We start from the raw sequence: 18078 nt of genomic DNA, 5'->3' as shown, positions 1-18078 counted from the left end.
AACCTTGTCGAGCAGCAACCCGCTGCGTGACCCCGCCGACCGACGGCTCCCGCGTATCGCGGGGCCGTCGGGCCTGGTCATCTTCGGCGTCACGGGCGATTTGTCACGAAAGAAGCTCATGCCCGCCGTGTACGACCTCGCGAACCGGGGTCTGCTGCCACCGGGCTTCTCACTGGTCGGCTTCGCCCGGCGGGACTGGGAGAACGAGGACTTCGCGGAGGTCGTCCACGACGCCGTCAAGGAACACGCGCGGACGCCGTTCCGCGAGGAGGTCTGGCAGCAGCTCATCCAGGGGATGCGCTTCGTCCAGGGCACCTTCGACGACGACGACTCGTTCGAGCGGCTGCGCGACACCATCGACGAACTGGACAAGGCCCAGGGCACCGGCGGCAACTTCGCCTTCTACCTGTCCGTGCCGCCGTCCGCCTTCCCCGTGGTCATCCAGCAGCTGAAGAAGCACCGGCTGGCCGACCAGTCGAGCGGCTCCTGGCGCCGCGCGGTCATCGAGAAGCCCTTCGGCCACAACCTCAAGTCGGCCGAGGAGCTCAACGCGACCGTCGAGGAGGTCTTCGCCCCGGACCAGGTCTTCCGCATCGACCACTACCTGGGCAAGGAGACCGTCCAGAACATCCTGGCGCTGCGCTTCGCCAACACGATGTTCGAGCCGATCTGGAACCGGTCCTTCGTGGACCACGTGCAGATCACCATGGCCGAGGACATCGGCATCGGCGGCCGGGCCGGCTACTACGACGGCATCGGCGCCGCCCGTGACGTCATCCAGAACCACCTGCTCCAGCTCATGGCGCTCACCGCCATGGAGGAGCCGGCCTCCTTCGACGCGGACGCGCTGGCCGCCGAGAAGACCAAGGTGCTCGGCGCGGTGAAGCTGCCGAAGGACCTGGGCCGGGACACCGTGCGCGGACAGTACGCGGAGGGCTGGCAGGGCGGCGAGAAGGCCGTCGGCTACCTCCAGGAAGACGGCATCGACCCGCAGTCCAAGACCGACACCTACGCGGCCATCAAGGTGGAGATCGACAACCGCCGTTGGGCGGGCGTTCCCTTCTACCTGCGCACCGGCAAGCGCCTGGGCCGCCGGGTCACCGAGATCGCGGTGGTCTTCCAGCGGGCCCCGCACTCCCCCTTCGACACGACGGCCACCGAGGAGCTCGGCTCCAACGCGATCGTCATCCGCGTCCAGCCCGACGAGGGCGTCACCGTCCGCTTCGGCTCCAAGGTGCCCGGCACCTCGATGGAGATCCGGGACGTGTCCATGGACTTCGCCTACGGCGAGTCGTTCACGGAGTCCTCGCCCGAGGCGTACGAGCGACTGATCCTCGACGTCCTGCTCGGCGACTCGAACCTCTTCCCGCGCACGGAGGAGGTCGAGCTGTCCTGGAAGATCCTCGACCCGATCGAGGAGTACTGGGACACGCACGGCAAGCCCGCCCAGTACCCCTCCGGTACCTGGGGCCCGGTCGAGGCCGACGAGATGCTCGCACGAGAGGGACGGAGCTGGCGCCGGCCATGAAGACAGACCTCACGGACACCACGGCCAGCAAGATCAACAAGGCCCTGGTCAAGGCCCGCCGGGCCATCGGCACACCGGCCGTCGGCATGGTGCTCACCCTGGTCATCGTCACGGACGAGGAGAACGCCTACGACGCCCTCAAGGCCGCCAACGACGCGTCGCGCGAGCACCCCTCGCGCACGCTGGTGGTCATCAAGCGGGTGTCGCGCAGCCCTCGTGACCGCACCCAGTCCCGCCTCGACGCCGAGGTGCGGGTGGGCGCGGACGCGGGCACCGGCGAGACGGTGGTGCTGCGGCTGTACGGCGACGTCGCCGACCACGCCCAGTCGGTCGTCCTTCCGCTGCTGCTGCCGGACGCGCCGGTCGTCGTCTGGTGGCCGGTGGACGCGCCGCTCGACCCGGCCGGGGACCCGCTCGGGGCGCTCGCCCAGCGGCGGGTCACCGACACGTACTCCTCCGAGCAGCCGGTGCGCGAGCTGTCAGCGCGCGCCGACGCCTACACGCCGGGCGACACCGACCTCTCCTGGACCCGGATCACCCCGTGGCGCTCGATGCTGGCCGCCGCGCTCGACCAGGTCACCTGCAAGGTGGATGCTGTCGAGGTGGAGGGCGAGGAGTTCAACCCGAGCTGCGAGCTGCTGGCGATGTGGCTGGCCGACCGGCTGGACGTGCCGGTGAAGCGGTCCCTGTCGAACGGCCCCGGCCTGACGGCGGTCCGCATGCACACGGACAGCGGTCCGATCGTCCTGGACCGCGCGGACGGCTCGCTCGCCACGCTCTCCATCCAGGGGCAGCCGGACCGTGCGGTGGCGCTCAAGCGCCGGGACACGGCCGAGCTGATCGCGGAGGAGCTGCGCAGGCTGGACCCGGACGACACATACGCGGCGGCGCTGCGCTTCGGGGTGGAGCGGCTGAACCCGTCGACGCCTTTTCCGGAGCCGGGAAGCGTCAAGAAGTCCGGCGCCGAAGAGTCCGACGCCAACGGATCCGACGCCAAAGGATCTGGTGCCAAAGGATCTGGTGCCAAAGGAGGACCCCTCTCCGGAGAACCGGACGCAGCCTCCACCGAGCTCGCCGTCAAAGCCCCTGTCGAGGGCGCTGCGGAAGCTCCCGGGGAGGAAACGGCGCCGTCGGCATCGCTGAAGCCGGTCCCCTCCGGTCTGTCCGGGAAGGCGGCGAAGTGAGCACCCCTCAGCTGGTCGTGCACCACGACAAGGAGCTGATGGCCCAGGCCGCCGCGGCCCGTCTGATCACCAAGATCGTGGACGCGCAGGCCTCCCGGGGCTCGGCGTCGGTGGTCCTCACCGGCGGCCGCAACGGCAACGGACTGCTCGCCGCCCTGGCCGCGGCGCCCGCCCGGGACGCCGTCGACTGGGGCCGCCTGGACCTGTGGTGGGGAGACGAGCGCTTCCTGCCCGAGGGCGACCCGGAGCGCAATGACACGCAGGCCCGCGAGGCCCTGCTGGACGCCGTACCGCTGGACCCGAAGCGCGTGCACGCCATGCCCGCGTCGGACGGTCCCCACGGGGACGACGTGGAGGCCGCCGCGGCGGCCTACGCCGAGGAGCTGGCCCGTGCGGCCGGTCCCGAGAACCACGGCGCGGTGCCGACCTTCGACGTCCTGATGCTGGGCGTCGGCCCGGACACCCATGTGGCGTCCCTGTTCCCGGAACTCCCCGCGGTACGGGAGACCGAACGCACGGTCGTCGGCGTCCACGGCGCCCCGAAGCCCCCGCCCACCCGGGTGACGCTGACCCTGCCCGCGATCCGCGCGGCCCGCGAGGTCTGGCTCCTGGCGGCCGGCGAGGACAAGGCACAGGCCGCGGCCATCGCCCTCTCCGGAGCGGGCGAGATCCAGGCCCCGGCGGCGGGAGCCCGCGGCCGGGCCCGCACCCTGTGGCTGCTGGACTCGGCGGCTGCCTCCCAGCTGCCGAGGTCGCTGTATCCGCCGGCTTCGCCCTGACGAACGTCCGCGGACCAGCTCGGTTCCGGAGCCCGTACGGTCAAGTACCGTACGGGCTCCGGCCGTTGAAGCCCTTCACTGCCTGTCGCGCAGCTCCCGGTACGTCGCCACCAGGGCCTTCGTGGACGCGTCCAGGCCCGGCACCTCGGCGCCCTCGGTGAGCGCCGGTTCGACCCGCTTGGCGAGGACCTTGCCGAGTTCGACGCCCCACTGGTCGAAGGAGTCGATGTTCCAGACCGCGCCCTGGACGAACACCTTGTGCTCGTAGAGGGCGATGAGCTGGCCGAGGACCGACGGGGTGAGCTCCTTCGCGAGGATCGTGGTCGTCGGGTGGTTGCCCCGGAACGTCTTGTGCGGGACCAGTTCCTCGGCCACGCCCTCCGCCCGCACCTCGTCCGGCGTCTTGCCGAAGGCCAGGGCCTGGGTCTGGGCGAAGAAGTTCGCCATGAGCAGGTCGTGCTGGGCCTTGAGCCCGTCGGAGAGCTCGGCGACCGGGCGGGCGAAGCCGATGAAGTCCGCAGGGATCAGCTTCGTGCCCTGGTGGATGAGCTGGTAGTAGGCGTGCTGCCCGTTGGTGCCGGGGGTGCCCCACACCACCGGTCCGGTCTGCCACTCCACCGGGTTGCCGTCCCGGTCCACCGACTTGCCGTTGGACTCCATGTCCAGCTGCTGCAAGTAAGCGGTGAATTTGGACAGGTAGTGGCTGTACGGCAGCACGGCGTGCGACTGCGCGTCGTGGAAGTTGCCGTACCAGATGCCCAACAGCCCGAGCAGCAGAGGCACGTTGGACTCGGCGGGCGCGGTGCGGAAGTGCTCGTCGACGATCCTGAAACCGTCGAGCATCTCGCGGAAGCGGTCGGGCCCGATGGCGATCATCAGGGACAGGCCGATCGCCGAGTCGTAGGAGTAGCGGCCGCCCACCCAGTCCCAGAACTCGAACATGTTGGCCGTGTCGATGCCGAAGTCCGACACCTTCTCGGCGTTGGTCGAGAGGGCGACGAAGTGCCGGGCGACGGCTTCCTGGCCGGCCTTCAGCTCACCGAGCAGCCACTCACGGGCCGAGGTGGCGTTGGTGATCGTCTCGATGGTGGTGAAGGTCTTGGAGGCGATGACGAACAGCGTCTCGGCGGCGTCCAGGTCGCGGATGGCCTCGTGCAGGTCGGCGCCGTCGACGTTCGACACGAAGCGGACGGTGAGGTCGCGGTCGGTGAAGCCGCGCAGCACCTCGTACGCCATCGCGGGGCCCAGGTCGGAGCCGCCGATGCCGATGTTGACGACGTTCTTGATGCGCTTGCCGGTGTGGCCGGTCCACTCGCCGGAGCGGACCCGGTTCGCGAAGTCGCTCATCTTGTCGAGGACGGCGTGCACACCCGGGACGACGTTCTCCCCGTCGACCTCGACCACCGCGTCGCGCGGGGCGCGCAGGGCGGTGTGCAGCACGGCCCGGTCCTCGGTCGTGTTGATCCTCTCGCCGCGGAACATGGCGTCCCTGAGCCCGAACACGTCGGTCGCGGCGGCGAGTTCGCGCAGCAGCCGCAGCGTCTCGTCGGTGACCAGGTGCTTGGAGTAGTCGACGTACAGGTCCCCGACCCGCAGTGTGTACCCGGTGCCGCGCCCGGGGTCGGCGGCGAACAGCTCCCTCAACCGCACCTCGCCGAGCGCCTCGCGGTGCTCGGCCAGCGCGGTCCACTCCGGCGTCCGGTTGAGCCTGGTACGGCCGTCTGCGTTCATGTCCGACTTCAGCCTTCTTTCGTGCCTGTGCCAGCTGTTCCAACCTAGTTGATCAACGCGGGACACGAGCCGTGGTGCGGGCGGCGTCCGGCGCAACAACAGGTACGGGCGCGGTAAGCGCAGGTGTCAGCGGGGCGACGAAAGAAGGCTGCGGGCAGGGTGGAGCGCCGCACAGCCGTGAAACGGCTCCGGCCAGGCACCTCTCGTGCCCGGCCGGCTTTCGACTCCTAGATCTCGCCCCGCAGTTTGGCGAGCGCCTCGGCGAGGATCGCCTCGCCGTCCGCGTCGCTGCGCCGCTCCCGTACGTACGCGAGATGCGTCTTGTACGGTTCGGTGCGCGGCGGGTCCGGCGGGTTGTCCCGGTCCTGTCCGGCGGGAAAGCCGCAGCGGGGGCAGTCCCAGGTATCGGGGACCTGCGCGTCGCTGGCGAAGCTGGGCTGCGTCTCGTGCCCGTTGGAGCACCAGAAGGAGATGCGCAGACGGGGCGCGGACTCGCCCCGCTCGGCTTCGCCCATCGGCCCCGCCCCGACCCGGCTACCTCGGATCGCGTTGCCACTTGCCACGGTCGTAACTCCCTGCGTGATGGTGCCGCGAAGCGAGTCGACGTGTCGCTTCGTTGCGAGCGCCTCAGTCTACGTAAGGCCCAACGCGCGTCCAGTGATTGGAGTTACCGCCCCCACATCCAGACGCAAGCCCCATGATAGGCCGCGCTCAGGTGCGCGTACCGAACATGGGGCCTTACGTGCGGAATGTATGTGCTGTGTGGGGCGTGGCCGCTCAGCTGTTCGTCTTCATGAGAAGACCGAGTACGACAATGCACGCGAACCACAGCAGACCGATCACCACGGTGATGCGGTCGAGGTTGCGCTCGGCGACCGAGGAGCCACCGACGGACGACTGCATGCCGCCACCGAACATGTCGGAGAGGCCGCCGCCCTTCCCCTTGTGCATCAGCACCAGCAGCATCAGCAGCCCGCTGAAGACGATCAGGGCGATCGAGAACCCCAAAACCACGGCTGGACCAACTCTCTCGGATTCGGATGAACGACGGGGGCACGGCCTTCAGGGCCATGCCCCCGCAAGAGTACGACGTATCGCCGCCAGGTCCTACTTACTGGTCCCGGAAGCGCACGATCTTGACGAACTCGTCGGCATCCAGAGAGGCACCGCCGACCAGCGCGCCGTCGATGTCGGCCTGCGCCATGATCTCGGCGACGTTGCCGGCCTTGACGGAGCCGCCGTACTGGATGCGGACCTGGTCGGCCAGCTCCTGCGTGTACAGCTCGGCGATCTTGCCGCGGATGGCGGCGCAGACCTCCTGGGCGTCCTCGGCGCCGCAGACCTTGCCGGTGCCGATGGCCCACACGGGCTCGTAGGCGATGACGACGGACTCGGCCTGCTCGGCCGGCACGTCCTTGAGACCGCCCTCGACCTGGGCGAGGGTGTGGGTGACGTGGTTGCCCGCCTCGCGGACGTCCAGTTCCTCGCCGACGCACAGGATCGGGGTGAGGCCGTGCTTGTAGGCGGCCTTGACCTTCGCGTTGACGATGTCGTCGGTCTCGGCGTGGTACTGGCGGCGCTCGGAGTGACCGACGGCCACGTACGTGCACTTCAGCTTGGCCAGCATCGAGCCGGAGATCTCACCGGTGTAGGCGCCCGAGTCGTGCGCCGAGAGGTCCTGGGCGCCGTACTTGATCTTGAGCTTGTCGCCGTCGACCAGGGTCTGCACGGAGCGCAGGTCGGTGAAGGGCGGCAGGACCGCGACCTCGACGGCCTCGTAGTCCTTGTCCGCGAGGGCGAAGGCGAGCTTCTGGACGTGTGCGATGGCCTCGAGGTGGTTGAGGTTCATCTTCCAGTTACCCGCCATGATCGGCGTGCGAGTGGTCATGCGGGGTCAGTCCTCCAGTGCGGCGAGGCCGGGGAGCGTCTTGCCCTCGAGGTATTCGAGGGAGGCGCCGCCACCGGTCGAGATGTGTCCGAACGCGTTCTCGTCGAAGCCCAGGATGCGGACGGCCGCGGCGGAGTCGCCACCGCCGACGACCGTGAAGGCCTGGGAGTCGAGGAGTGCCTGGGCGACCGCCTTGGTGCCCTCGGCGAATTCGGGGTGCTCGAAGACGCCCATCGGGCCGTTCCAGAAGACGGTGGCGGCGTCGGTGATCTTCGAGGCGTACAGCTTGCCGGACGCCGGGCCGATGTCCAGGCCCATCCGGTCGGCCGGGATGGCATCCGAGGCGACGGTGGTGGCGTCGGCCGGGGCCTTGGTCTTCAGGTCCGGGAACGCGGGGGCGACCACGGCGTCGACCGGCAGGACCAGCTCGACGCCGGTCTTCTCGGCGCGCTCGATGTACTCCAGGACCGCGGGGATCTGGTCCTCCTGGAGGAGGGAGGCTCCGACCTCGTGGCCCTTGGCCTTGAGGAAGGTGAAGGCCATGCCGCCGCCGATGAGAATACGGTCGGCCTTGTCGAGCAGCTGGTCGATGACGGCGAGCTTGTCGGAGACCTTGGCACCGCCGAGCACGACCACGTAGGGCCGCTGGACCTCGTCGGTGAGCTTCTTCAGGACGCCGACCTCGGTGGCGATGAGGTAGCCGGCGTAGTGCGGCAGCCGGGCCGGGAGGTCGAACACCGAGGCGTGCCCCCGGTGCACCGCGCCGAAGCCGTCACCGACGTAGACGTCCGCGAGGGCGGCGAGCTGGTCGGCGAACTCGCCGCGCTCGGTGTCGTCCTTGGAGGTCTCGCCGGCGTTGAAGCGCAGGTTCTCGATCACCGCGACCTGGCCGGGCTGCAGGCCGTTCACCGCGTCGTGCGCGGCGGGGCCGACCGTGTCCTGGGCGAAGGCCACGGAGGCACCCAGGAGTTCGCCGAGCCGCTCGGCGGCCGGAAGCAGGGAGAAGGCCGGGTCCGGGGCGCCCTTGGGGCGGCCCAGGTGCGAGGCCACGACCACCTTGGCGCCCGCGTCCGCGAGGGCCTTGACGGTGGGCAGCACGGCGCGGATGCGGCCGTCGTCGGTGATGCGGCCGTCGGCGAGCGGCACGTTGAGGTCGGCGCGGACGAAGACCCGCTTGCCGTCCACGCCTTCGGCGAGAAGTTCGTCGATCGTCTTCATGAAAGAACTCCTGGTGAGGGTGCTCTGATCGTACGAGAGCTGATCTGCACGTGAGTCAGGGCCCGGACGGCGCGTCCCTGCGCCGCCCGAGCCCTGCTCTCATGTCAAGTGCCTGCTCTGTGGATCAGAGCTGGTTGCCGACGAAGACCGTGAGGTCGACGAGGCGGTTGGAGTAGCCCCACTCGTTGTCGTACCAGCCGAGGATCTTCACCGACTTGCCCTCCTGGACCATGGTCAGGGAGGAGTCGAAGGTGCAGGACGACGGGTCGCCGACGATGTCGGAGGAGACGATCGGGTCCTCCGTGTAGGACAGGTAGCCCTGGAGCTCGCCCTCGGAGGCCTTCTTGAACGCGGCGTTGACCTCGTCCTTGGTGACCTCGCGCTCCAGCTCCACGACCAGGTCGGTGGCGGAACCGGTGGGGACCGGGACGCGCATCGCGATGCCGTCGAGCTTGCCCTTGAGCTTCGGCAGGACCAGCGCGGTGGCCTTGGCGGCACCCGTGGTGGTCGGGATGATGTTCTCCGCGGCGGCGCGGGCGCGGCGCAGGTCGGAGTGCGGGAAGTCCAGGATGCGCTGGTCGTTCGTGTAGGCGTGGACCGTGGTCATCAGGCCCTTGACGATGCCGAAGTTCTCGTCCAGAACCTTGGCCATCGGCGCCACACAGTTGGTGGTGCAGGAGGCGTTCGAGATGACGTGGTGGTTGGCCGCGTCGTACTTGTTCTCGTTGACGCCCATCACGATGGTGATGTCCTCGTCCTTGGCCGGAGCCGAGATGAGGACCTTCTTGGCGCCGCCGGCGATGTGCTTCTCGGCGTCGGCCTTCTTCGTGAAGATGCCGGTCGACTCGATGACGATGTCGACGCCCAGCTCACCCCACGGGATGTCGGCCGGGTTGCGCTCGGACAGCACCTTGATGGTGTGACCGTCGACGGTGATCGTGTCGGCGGTGTGCGACACCTCGGCCTTGAGGCGGCCCAGGATGGTGTCGTACTTCAGCAGGTGCGCGGTGGTCGCGGTGTCACCCAGGTCGTTGACAGCCACGATCTCGATGTCAGCACCCTGCTCCAGCAGCGCGCGGAAGTAGTTACGACCGATGCGGCCAAAGCCGTTGATGCCTACGCGGATCGTCACGAACCGATCTCCTCGTTGGTACGCCGGTTGTGAGACCGGCGAGCTGTATGGGATGTCCCCGACCACCCCCGACCCTACCTCCCTGAGGCTTGCGGAGTGACATCGAGATGCCCCATACACGGCAGGGCGGTCCGTACCCGCCAGTAGGGGTACGGACCGCCCCGGACCGAAAGCTCCGGTCAGCCGGTGCGACTACGTCGAGTCATCCCTGGTTCACCCGTTGACGGCCGCGAGTGCCTTGCGGATCAGGGTCGTGCGGTCGGCCGCCGCGGTGACGTGCTCCAGGCCGAAGCCCAGCAGCACGGTGTCGTCCGTGGTGACCGCGCCGTACGTCTTGAACAGCTCTCCGGCGCGCCCCCAGTCCGTCACGACCGCGGGGCTGCCCGCGGGCGGACCGGGCACGCTCCACGCGCCCAGCGAGGTCTCGAAGCCCTCGGTCTCCACGGCCTGGCCGCCGACGACGACGGAGGTGTTGTCGAGGAGCACACCACGACCGCCGGACCCGGGGTCGGTGATGTAGCTGAAGGACACCTCGACCTTCTTGCCGGCGTACGCGGACAGGTCGAAGGAGACGTCCTGCCAGCCCGCCGACGATCCGGTGAAACTGTTCCACTGGCCGCTGGTGCCGGAGGCCGTGCAGCCGGCGGCGCCCTGTGTCAGATACCGCTTGAGCGCGGGGTGGGCCGCGATGAAGAACCCGGCCTCGCACTCGGCGGGCACGGCGTTGCTGGTGGCGCCGTTCTTCTCCGGGAGCGTGGTCCAGTCGTCGGCCCCGGCGGTGTGCGCCTCCAGGACGGCGTGGTCGTAGCCCTCCTCGGTGTCCCACAGCATCCGGGTGCGCAGGGTGGGTGCCTGCGCGGCGGTGACCTGGGTGAGGTCGATGGTGCGGGTGAGGCGGTTCCAGGCGTAGTCGCTGTGCGTGACGGCCGCCATGGAGGCGCCCTCGTACGGTCCGTACGGGTTGGGCGTGCCGGGGTATGTGCCCGCTCCCGCGCTCACGAACTGCGGGAAGGCCGCCACGGGCAGGTTGTCCGAGGTGACGCTGAAGGAACCGGCCGCGTCCAGCGGGTTGCCGGGGGCGGCGGCGAGGGGTCCGGAGGCCCCGGAGAGCTTGCCGGTGCCCTGGAAGGCCGTGGCGCCCGGCAGGGTCGTACGCGTGTAGGCGCCCAGGTAGTACTGGCTGAAGTCGTTCGACAGGGTGCCGCCGCCCAGGTCGACGTTGCCGCCGGCCCGCTCGCCCGCCTCGATCAGCTTGCCGCCCTCGTTGAGGAAGGCGCGCAGCTGGAGCTGGGTGGGGTTGCCCGGGACGGTCGCGCCCGTGTAGTGGACGACCGACCTGAAGTGGTCCAGGACCCCGAGCGCGTCGGGCGCGCCCTGGGTGGCGACGTTCCAGACGATCGCCTTCCGGCCGGCCGCCTTGAGCGCGTCCACGTACGTCTGCGCCTGTGTGGCGGTCGCGCCCTCCTCGGCGACCACGAGCACGTCCGCGCGCGGCCGCTCGGCCACGGTGTAGGTGAAGTGCGTGCTGGAGGTGGGCTTGCCGCTCTTCGCCCGGCCGGTGAACCAGACCTCGACCTTGTCTCCCGGGTCGGCGCCCTCGACCTTGGCCCGGTACTCGTCGAAGTAGAGGTTGTCGTCACCGCCGTATGTCTCACCGCCCTTCCAGGCCCTGAGGTCCCGGTCGTGCGTACGGCCGCCGTTGACGCGGTACTTGAGCTCCTTGTCGCGCACCGCCTTGCGCACGACGACGGAGACCTCCTGGTCGGCGCCGCGCGCGTAGGACGTGGTGAACGGCTTCGGGGTGAAGTCGGCGGCGTTCAGACCGAGCGACGACTTCGGCTGGTCGGGCTTGGCCGCGGACTCGGCGACGGAGAGCGCGAACGGGATGTTCTTCTCGAACTCCTGCTGTATCAGCTTCTCGTCGTCCGGGAAGTTGAAGACCGACTGGCAGTCGGCCGCGTTCCACTGGTCGTTCGGGTCGAGGCCCGAGGCGGTCTGGCAGGTCGACATCTCAGGGGTGAACATCGCCAGGCCGTTGACGTTCGACGCGTGGCCGTCCGCCTCGCCGTTGGTGGTGTACAGCTCCGAGGAGACCTGCGGTCGGTAGCCGGGGATCGCGGAGTTGTCCGGGGTGCCGGCGAGCGCCTTGTACATGACGTCGTCGGGCGTGTCGGTGGCCACCTGCCAGCCGACGCCGTAGAGGAGGAGTTCGGCGGCGGAGTGGTAGTTGATGCCGTACGTGAAGCCGATGCGCTTCTCGAAGGCGTCCAGGGCCTTGGTCTCGGGCTCGGAGGACGGGGCCGGACCGCGGTAGGTCTCGCTGGTGGGGTTGGGGGACGAACCCTCGTTGTCGTAGCCCCACTTGTAGGAGAAATTGCGGTTGAGGTCGACGCCGTCGCCGACGCCGATGGTGCCGTCGCCGTTGTTGTCACGCAGGTTCTTGCGCCACAGGCGGTTGTCGGCGTTCTGGAAGGTGTAGTCGTAGCCGTCGGGGTTGGCCGAGAGGACGAACCAGAGCTCGGTGGTGTCGACGATCTTCTTGAGGCGCTTGTCGGTCTTGTAGCCGTCCACGTAGTGGTGGAGCAGCCGCCTGGTCATCTCCGGCGTGATCCACTCGCGCGCGTGCTGGTTGGACATGTAGAGGACGGAGGGTTTGGCGCCGTCCTTGGACTTCTTCGCGTTCTTGGTCAGTTTGAGCGCGAGGATGTCCTTGCCGTTCACGGTCTTGCCGATGGAGACGACCTTGGTGAGGCCGGGGTTGGCCCGGGCGGTCGCGAGGATCTCCTCCTGGAGGCCGCCGCTTCCGCTGTACGGCCGGAACACGCCCTCGGCCGCCTTGTCCACGCGGGCCTCGGCCTTGGCGGTCAGGGCGTGCTCGGTGAGCTCGACGCCCTGTTTCTCGAGCTTCTGGGCCTCCTGGTCGGTCAGGTAGACCTCGACGGTCGCGGTGCCCTTCGCGGGCACCTGCTCGCTCAGTTCGTGGCCGTCCTGCCCGGCCGCCAGCAGCAGGGGTACCTGCCCGCTGGTGACCTCGGCGCGGAAGACCTTGACTTCGTTCGGATCAGGAGAACCTGCGCTCTGCGCGGCATGGGCGACGGGTGCGATGCCCGCGCCGCCGAGCAGAAGTGCGCCAACAGCGAGGATCGGTCTCGCTCTTCGTCTCATGAGCCCCCCTTGCGGTGGTCCGCCACAGCAGCGAACAGATGCCAGGCTCATGACAGTTCATGATCCAGTCAAGGGCGCCTCACGGATACGCAAACGCCGGTGCCGACGACCCAAGTGGGCGTCGGCACCGGCGAGGTGAAGGAGGCTCAGCCGACCAGGTTGTCGGCCATCTCCTCGGTGATGCTGGACTCGGTGCCCGGGATGCCGAGGTCGGAGGCACGCTTGTCGGCCATGGCCAGCAGGCGCCGGATACGGCCGGCGACGGCGTCCTTGGTCAGCGGCGGGTCGGCGAGCGCGCCCAGTTCCTCCAGGGATGCCTGCTTGTGCTCCATGCGCAGCCGTCCGGCGGCCGCGAGGTGCTCGGGCACGTCGTCGGCGAGGATCTCCAGGGCCCGCTGCACCCGGGCTCCGGCGGCGACGGCCGCGCGCGCGGAGCGGCGGAGGTTGGCGTCGTCGAAGTTGGCGAGCCGGTTGGCCGTGGCCCGCACCTCGCGGCGCATCCGGCGCTCCTCCCAGGCGAGCACCGACTCGTGGGCCCCCAGCCGGGTGAGCAGGGCGCCGATCGCGTCACCGTCGCGGACGACCACGCGGTCCACGCCACGGACCTCACGGGCCTTGGCGGCGATCGACAGGCGGCGGGCGGCACCGACCAGCGCGAGCGCGGCCTCCGGGCCCGGGCAGGTCACCTCCAGGGATGAGGAGCGGCCGGGCTCGGTGAGCGAGCCGTGCGCCAGGAACGCTCCGCGCCAGGCCGCCTCGGCGTCGCAGGTGGCACCGGAGACGACCTGCGGGGGCAGTCCCCGGATCGGGCGGCCCCGGCCGTCCACCAGGCCGGTCTGCCGGGCCAGCTGGTCACCTCCGGCGACGACCCGGACGACGTAACGCGAACCGCGGCGCAGTCCGCCCGGTGCCATCACGATCAGTTCGGAGCTGTGGCCGAAGATCTCCAGGATGTCCCGCTTGAGTCTGCGGGCCGCCATCGCGGTGTCCAGCTCCGCCTCGATCACAATGCGCCCGCTCACCAGGTGGAGGCCGCCGGCGAACCGCAGGACGGCGGAGACCTCCGCCTTTCTGCAGCAGGTCCGGGTGACGGGGAGCCGGGAGATCTCGTCCTTCACCGCTGCCGTCATCGCCATGGGCCGATCCTTCCATGCATCCGAAAAATACGGTCGTACGCGGCGGCCAACAGCTCCGGGTCGTGCCTCGGGGTCCCGTCGGGCCGGGCCACCGGCGCCAGCTCGACCGCGGCGCCGAACCGCTTGGCGGCATCGGTCAGGGAATCGCGGTCGGGCACGGCGGCCTGGTCTGCCAGCACCACGTCCAGGGCGAGTTTAGGGGCGTGTCGTCCCAAAACCTCCAAATGACGCTGCGGGGAGAAGCCATCGGTTTCTCCCGGCTGCGGTGCGAGGTTCAGGGAGAGTACCCGGCGCGCCTTCGTCTGGGTGAGCGCGTCCAGAAGTTCGGGCACCAGCAGGTGCGGGATGACCGAGGAGAACCACGAGCCCGGGCCGAGGACCACCCAGTCCGCGTCCCGGACGGCCTCGACCGCCTCGGGGACCGCGGGCGGGTCGTGCGGCACCACGTGCACCGACTGCACCTCGCCCGGGGTCAGGGCCACGGTCGCCTGGCCCCGTACGGTGTCCACGGCCTCGGGCCGCTCCGGGTCGTGCCCCTTGACCAGAGCCTGGAGCTCCAGGGGCACGGCGGACATCGGCAGCACGCGCCCGTGTGCGCCGAGGAGTCTGCCGACCAGGTCGAGGGCTTGGACGTGGTCGCCGAGCTGCTCCCACAGGGCGACGATCAGCAGATTGCCGACCGCGTGTTCGTGCAGGTCGCCCTTGGACTGGAAGCGGTGCTGGATGACCCGGGCCCAGGTCTGGCCCCAGTCGTCGTCGCCGCACAGCGCGGCCAGCGCCTTGCGCAGGTCGCCGGGCGGCAGGACGCCCAGCTCGTCGCGCAGGCGCCCGCTGGAGCCGCCGTCGTCGGCCACGGTGACGACGGCGGTGAGGTCGCCGGTGATCCGGCGCAGTGCGGCGAGCGAGGCGGACAGGCCCATGCCGCCGCCGAGCGCGACTACCTTGGGCTGGGCGCCCCGCCGACGGGGTCTTGCCCCGCGGGTCTCCACGGGCCGGGCCGCCCGCCCTTCGGGGACGACCCTGCGCAGCCTGCTCAGCCGCGGACTACGTGCGGTCATTCCCGTCCCATGTCCCGGTGTACGACCACCGTCTCCACACCCTCGGCCGCGAGACGCGCGGCGAGCTTCTCCGACGTGGCGACCGAGCGGTGCTTGCCGCCGGTGCAGCCGATGGCAATGGTCACGTACCGCTTGCCCTCGCGGCGGTAGCCGGCCGCGATGAGGCGCAGCAGCTCGGCGTAGCGGTCGAGGAACTCCTTGGCGCCGGGCTGGTTGAAGACGTACGCCGACACCTCCTCGTTGAGGCCGGTGAAGGGGCGCAGCTCCGGGACCCAGTGCGGGTTGGGCAGGAACCGCATGTCCGCGACCAGGTCGGCGTCGACCGGGAGGCCGTACTTGAAGCCGAAGGACATGACGGTCGCCCTGAGCTCGGGTTCCTCCTCACCGGCGAACTGGGCATCCATCTTGGCGCGCAGCTCGTGCACGTTGAGGCTGGAGGTGTCGATGACCAGGTCGGCGTCGCCGCGCAGCTCGCGCAGGAGCTCGCGCTCGGCGTCGATGCCGTCGACGATGCGCCCGTCGCCCTGGAGGGGGTGCGGGCGGCGCACGGACTCGAAGCGGCGCACCAGGGCGTCGTCGGAGGACTCCAGGAAGACGATCCGCCGGGTGACGTGCTTGGCCTCCAGGTCGGCGAGGGACTCGCGGAGGTTGTCGAAGAAGCGCCGGCCGCGGACGTCGACGACCACCGCGATCCGGGCGACATTGCCCTGGGAGCGGGCGCCGAGCTCCACCATGGTGGGGATCAGCGCGGGCGGGAGGTTGTCCACGACGAACCAGCCGAGGTCCTCCAGGCACTTCGCGGCGGTGGAGCGGCCTGCGCCCGACATGCCGGAGATGATCACCAGTTCGGGGATGGCCGCCTCCGGGACTCCGCCCGCGTCGAGGGTCGAGCCCGTACTCACCTCCGCGTCGGCTCCGCCCTGGTCCTGTTGTTCTTGGTGCTCGTTCACATTCATGTCTCCTGCCCCCGTCGTTCGTCCGGGGCACCCGCCGTCACGGGGTCCCCACCGGAACCCGTGGTGCCGGGTTCCTCCTCTTCCATGATCTCTCCAGTCGCCGTGTTCACGGCGGGCGCGGCCGGGGCCGCCTGGGCGAGGGCCACGGCGATCGTCTCGGCCGTCTTGCGGCCTATGCCGGGGACCTCGCAGATCTGGTCGATGGTGGCGGATCGTAGTTTCTTCAAGGACCCGAAATGTTTCAGCAGGGCCTGCTTGCGCGTGTCCCCGAGGCCGGGGACGTCGTCGAGCGGGCTCGACCGGAAGCGCTGGCTCCGCTTGGTGCGCTGGTAGGTGATCGCGAAGCGGTGGGCCTCGTCACGGACCCGCTGGAGAAGGTACAGGCCTTCGCTGGTGCGGGGCAGCACGACCGGGTCGTCCTCCTCCGGCAGCCAGACCTCCTCCAGCCGCTTGGCGAGGCCGCAGACGGCGATGTCGTCGATACCGAGTTCGTCCAGCGCCCTCTTGGCGGCGGCGACCTGGGGCTGTCCGCCGTCGACGACGACGAGCTGGGGCGGGTAGGCGAACTTCTTGGGGCGGCCGTCGTCGTCCTTGAGGCCGTACTCGGGAGTGGCCTGGGGGCCGGTTGCGGAGACGGCCGGGACGTCGTTGCCGGAGGCGTCCTTGAGGTCGGCCGGGGAGGCGTCGTCCGAGGTGTCGTCCACCCACTCGCCGGTCTTCTCCTTCTCGGCGAGGTACCGCTTGAACCGGCGGGAGATCACCTCGTGCATGGACCGGACGTCGTCCTGTCCGGCGAAGCCCTTGATCTGGAAGCGGCGGTACTCGCTCTTGCGCTGAAGCCCGTCCTCGAAGACGACCATGGACGCGACCACGTCGTCGCCCTGGAGGTGGGAGATGTCGTAGCACTCGATCCGCAGGGGGGCGCTGTCCAGGTCGAGGGCCTCGGCGATCTCCTCCAAGGCACGCGAGCGCGTGGTGAGGTCGGAGGCGCGCTTGGTCTTGTGCAGGACGAGGGCCTGCTGCGCGTTGCGCTGCACGGTCTCCATCAGGGCCTTCTTGTCGCCGCGCTGCGGGATGCGCAGCGAGACACCCGAACCGCGGCGCTCGGCGAGCCACTCCTGGACCGGCTCGACCAGCTCGGGCAGGGCCGTGGCGAGGACCTCCTTGGGGACGGAGTCGCCCCTCTCCTCGCCGTAGAGCTGCTGGAGGGCGTGCTCGACGAGGGCACCGGTGGTGATCTCCTCGACCTTGTCGGTGACCCAGCCGCGCTGGCCGCGCACGCGTCCGCCGCGCACGTGGAAGATCTGGACGGCGGCCTCCAGCTCGTCCTCGGCGACCGCGATCAGGTCGGCGTCGGTCGCGTCGGCGAGCACGACGGCACTCTTCTCCATGGCCTTCTTCAGGGCCCCTATGTCGTCGCGCAGGCGAGCCGCCCGCTCGTACTCCATCTCCTCGGCCGCGTCCGTCATCTGCTTCTCCAGACGGCGGATGTAGGTGCCGGTGCGGCCGGCCATGAAGTCGCAGAACTCCTCGGCCAGATCACGGTGTTCGTCGGCCGAGACGCGGTCCACGCAGGGCGCCGAGCACTTGCCGATGTAACCGAGGAGACAGGGGCGGCCGGTGCGGGCGGCGTTCTTGAAGACGCCGGCGGAGCAGGTGCGGACGGGGAAAACGCGCAGGAGGAGGTCGACGGTGTCGCGGATCGCCCACGCGTGTCCGTACGGCCCGAAGTACCTCACGCCCTTGCGTTTGTGGCCGCGCATCACCTGCACGCGCGGGAACTCTTCGTTCATCGTCACCGCGAGGTACGGGTAGCTCTTGTCGTCGCGGTACTTGACGTTGAACCGGGGGTCGAACTCCTTGATCCAGGAGTACTCCAGCTGCAGGGCCTCGACCTCCGTGGACACCACCGTCCACTCCACGGACGCCGCCGTGGTCACCATCGTGCGGGTGCGGGGGTGCAGGCTCGCCAGGTCCTGGAAGTAGTTCGCCAGGCGCTGGCGCAGGCTCTTCGCCTTTCCGACGTAGATCACCCGGCGGTGCTCGTCGCGGAACCTGTACACCCCGGGAGTGTCCGGGATCTCCCCTGGTTTGGGGCGGTAGCTGGAGGGGTCGGCCATGTCTCACACCCTACTGGCGAGTGCTGACAGTCCGGTGAGCCTGTGGACAACGGCCGGGGACCGTCCGGCGGATCATGTGCGGGACCTGACACAGGGGCCGTGATGATCGCCGGCGGCGCGTGGGAGCGGCCGGGCGCGCCGGACCGGTTTCGGGTCGTTGGCCTGGCGGCCGGGCATCCGGCC

14 protein-coding genes are annotated in these 18078 nt (G+C 69.8%); 3 read left to right on the top strand and 11 right to left on the bottom strand.

Features of this window, described 5'->3' with window-relative positions:
* The first annotated feature begins 4 nt into the window (after positions 1-4).
* Genes zwf through pgl form a run of 3 tightly spaced genes read left to right on the top strand, consistent with a single transcriptional unit; the run spans position 5 to position 3491 of the window.
* Positions 5-1528 (top strand): glucose-6-phosphate dehydrogenase, encoded by a 1524-nt coding sequence (gene zwf, locus ABZT93_RS26295; RefSeq protein WP_356108979.1) that lies wholly within the window; start codon positions 5-7, stop codon positions 1526-1528.
* A complete protein-coding gene (gene opcA / locus ABZT93_RS26290) occupies positions 1525-2712 on the top strand; it encodes a glucose-6-phosphate dehydrogenase assembly protein OpcA (RefSeq protein WP_356108976.1) in 1188 nt (395 codons plus the stop codon). Before zwf ends, opcA begins: the two co-directional genes overlap by 4 nt.
* The gene (gene pgl, locus ABZT93_RS26285; protein WP_356108974.1) at positions 2709-3491 is read left to right on the top strand and encodes a 6-phosphogluconolactonase; all 783 of its coding nucleotides are present in this window, start codon (positions 2709-2711) and stop codon (positions 3489-3491) included. Before opcA ends, pgl begins: the two co-directional genes overlap by 4 nt.
* Before the next feature lie 75 nt (positions 3492-3566).
* Here pgl and pgi read toward each other — a convergent pair whose 3' ends face one another.
* The 11 genes from pgi to uvrC form a co-directional block, all read right to left on the bottom strand.
* Positions 3567-5222, bottom strand: a complete 1656-nt coding sequence (gene pgi / locus ABZT93_RS26280) for a glucose-6-phosphate isomerase (protein WP_356108971.1) — start codon at positions 5220-5222, stop codon at positions 3567-3569.
* Positions 5223-5449: 227 nt separating this feature from the next.
* Positions 5450-5785, bottom strand: coding sequence for an RNA polymerase-binding protein RbpA (locus ABZT93_RS26275; protein WP_003957010.1), 336 nt, complete (start codon positions 5783-5785; stop codon positions 5450-5452).
* A gap of 214 nt (positions 5786-5999) precedes the next feature.
* Positions 6000-6230: a preprotein translocase subunit SecG gene (secG, locus tag ABZT93_RS26270; protein WP_037708349.1), complete on the bottom strand. Its 231-nt coding sequence runs from the start codon at positions 6228-6230 to the stop codon at positions 6000-6002.
* Positions 6231-6333: 103 nt separating this feature from the next.
* Positions 6334-7110 carry a triose-phosphate isomerase gene (gene tpiA, locus ABZT93_RS26265; protein ID WP_356108969.1) on the bottom strand — a complete coding sequence of 259 codons (777 nt, stop codon included), beginning with the start codon at positions 7108-7110 and terminating at the stop codon, positions 6334-6336.
* A gap of 6 nt (positions 7111-7116) precedes the next feature.
* Positions 7117-8328 (bottom strand): phosphoglycerate kinase, encoded by a 1212-nt coding sequence (locus tag ABZT93_RS26260; RefSeq protein WP_356108966.1) that lies wholly within the window; start codon positions 8326-8328, stop codon positions 7117-7119.
* 124 nt (positions 8329-8452) lie between these two features.
* Positions 8453-9460 (bottom strand): type I glyceraldehyde-3-phosphate dehydrogenase, encoded by a 1008-nt coding sequence (gene gap / locus ABZT93_RS26255; protein ID WP_031057642.1) that lies wholly within the window; start codon positions 9458-9460, stop codon positions 8453-8455.
* 213 nt (positions 9461-9673) lie between these two features.
* The gene (locus ABZT93_RS26250) at positions 9674-12625 is read right to left on the bottom strand and encodes a M14 family zinc carboxypeptidase (protein WP_356108963.1); all 2952 of its coding nucleotides are present in this window, start codon (positions 12623-12625) and stop codon (positions 9674-9676) included.
* Positions 12626-12771: 146 nt separating this feature from the next.
* Positions 12772-13761, bottom strand: coding sequence for a DNA-binding protein WhiA (gene whiA, locus ABZT93_RS26245; RefSeq protein ID WP_007381241.1), 990 nt, complete (start codon positions 13759-13761; stop codon positions 12772-12774).
* Entirely contained in the window at positions 13752-14819 is a 1068-nt protein-coding gene (gene yvcK, locus ABZT93_RS26240) for a uridine diphosphate-N-acetylglucosamine-binding protein YvcK (RefSeq protein WP_356108960.1), read from the bottom strand. Before yvcK ends, whiA begins: the two co-directional genes overlap by 10 nt.
* Positions 14816-15775, bottom strand: coding sequence for an RNase adapter RapZ (gene rapZ, locus ABZT93_RS26235; protein ID WP_356108957.1), 960 nt, complete (start codon positions 15773-15775; stop codon positions 14816-14818). The genes yvcK and rapZ overlap by 4 nt, the downstream gene beginning before the upstream one ends.
* Entirely contained in the window at positions 15772-17895 is a 2124-nt protein-coding gene (uvrC, locus tag ABZT93_RS26230; RefSeq protein ID WP_356108954.1) for an excinuclease ABC subunit UvrC, read from the bottom strand. The genes rapZ and uvrC overlap by 4 nt, the downstream gene beginning before the upstream one ends.
* Positions 17896-18078 lie beyond the last annotated feature (183 nt).

This window comes from Streptomyces sp. NPDC005303, assembly GCF_040607335.1.
Taxonomy (GTDB): Bacteria; Actinomycetota; Actinomycetes; order Streptomycetales; family Streptomycetaceae; genus Streptomyces.
The sequence above is the reverse complement of the archived record's forward strand: the minus strand, read 5'-3'. Positions and strand labels throughout refer to the sequence as shown.

Excerpts from the sequence above, each read along its gene's own strand:
- opcA (WP_356108976.1), top strand. The coding sequence starts at position 1,525 with ATGAAGACAGACCTCACGGACACCACGGCCAGCAAGATCAACAAGGCC.
- pgi (WP_356108971.1), bottom strand. The coding sequence starts at position 5,222 with ATGAACGCAGACGGCCGTACCAGGCTCAACCGGACGCCGGAGTGGACC.
- tpiA (WP_356108969.1), bottom strand. The coding sequence starts at position 7,110 with ATGACCACTCGCACGCCGATCATGGCGGGTAACTGGAAGATGAACCTC.
- ABZT93_RS26260 (WP_356108966.1), bottom strand. The coding sequence starts at position 8,328 with ATGAAGACGATCGACGAACTTCTCGCCGAAGGCGTGGACGGCAAGCGG.
- ABZT93_RS26250 (WP_356108963.1), bottom strand. The coding sequence starts at position 12,625 with ATGAGACGAAGAGCGAGACCGATCCTCGCTGTTGGCGCACTTCTGCTC.
- whiA (WP_007381241.1), bottom strand. The coding sequence starts at position 13,761 with ATGGCGATGACGGCAGCGGTGAAGGACGAGATCTCCCGGCTCCCCGTC.
- yvcK (WP_356108960.1), bottom strand. The coding sequence starts at position 14,819 with ATGACCGCACGTAGTCCGCGGCTGAGCAGGCTGCGCAGGGTCGTCCCC.
- rapZ (WP_356108957.1), bottom strand. The coding sequence starts at position 15,775 with ATGAATGTGAACGAGCACCAAGAACAACAGGACCAGGGCGGAGCCGAC.
- uvrC (WP_356108954.1), bottom strand. The coding sequence starts at position 17,895 with ATGGCCGACCCCTCCAGCTACCGCCCCAAACCAGGGGAGATCCCGGAC.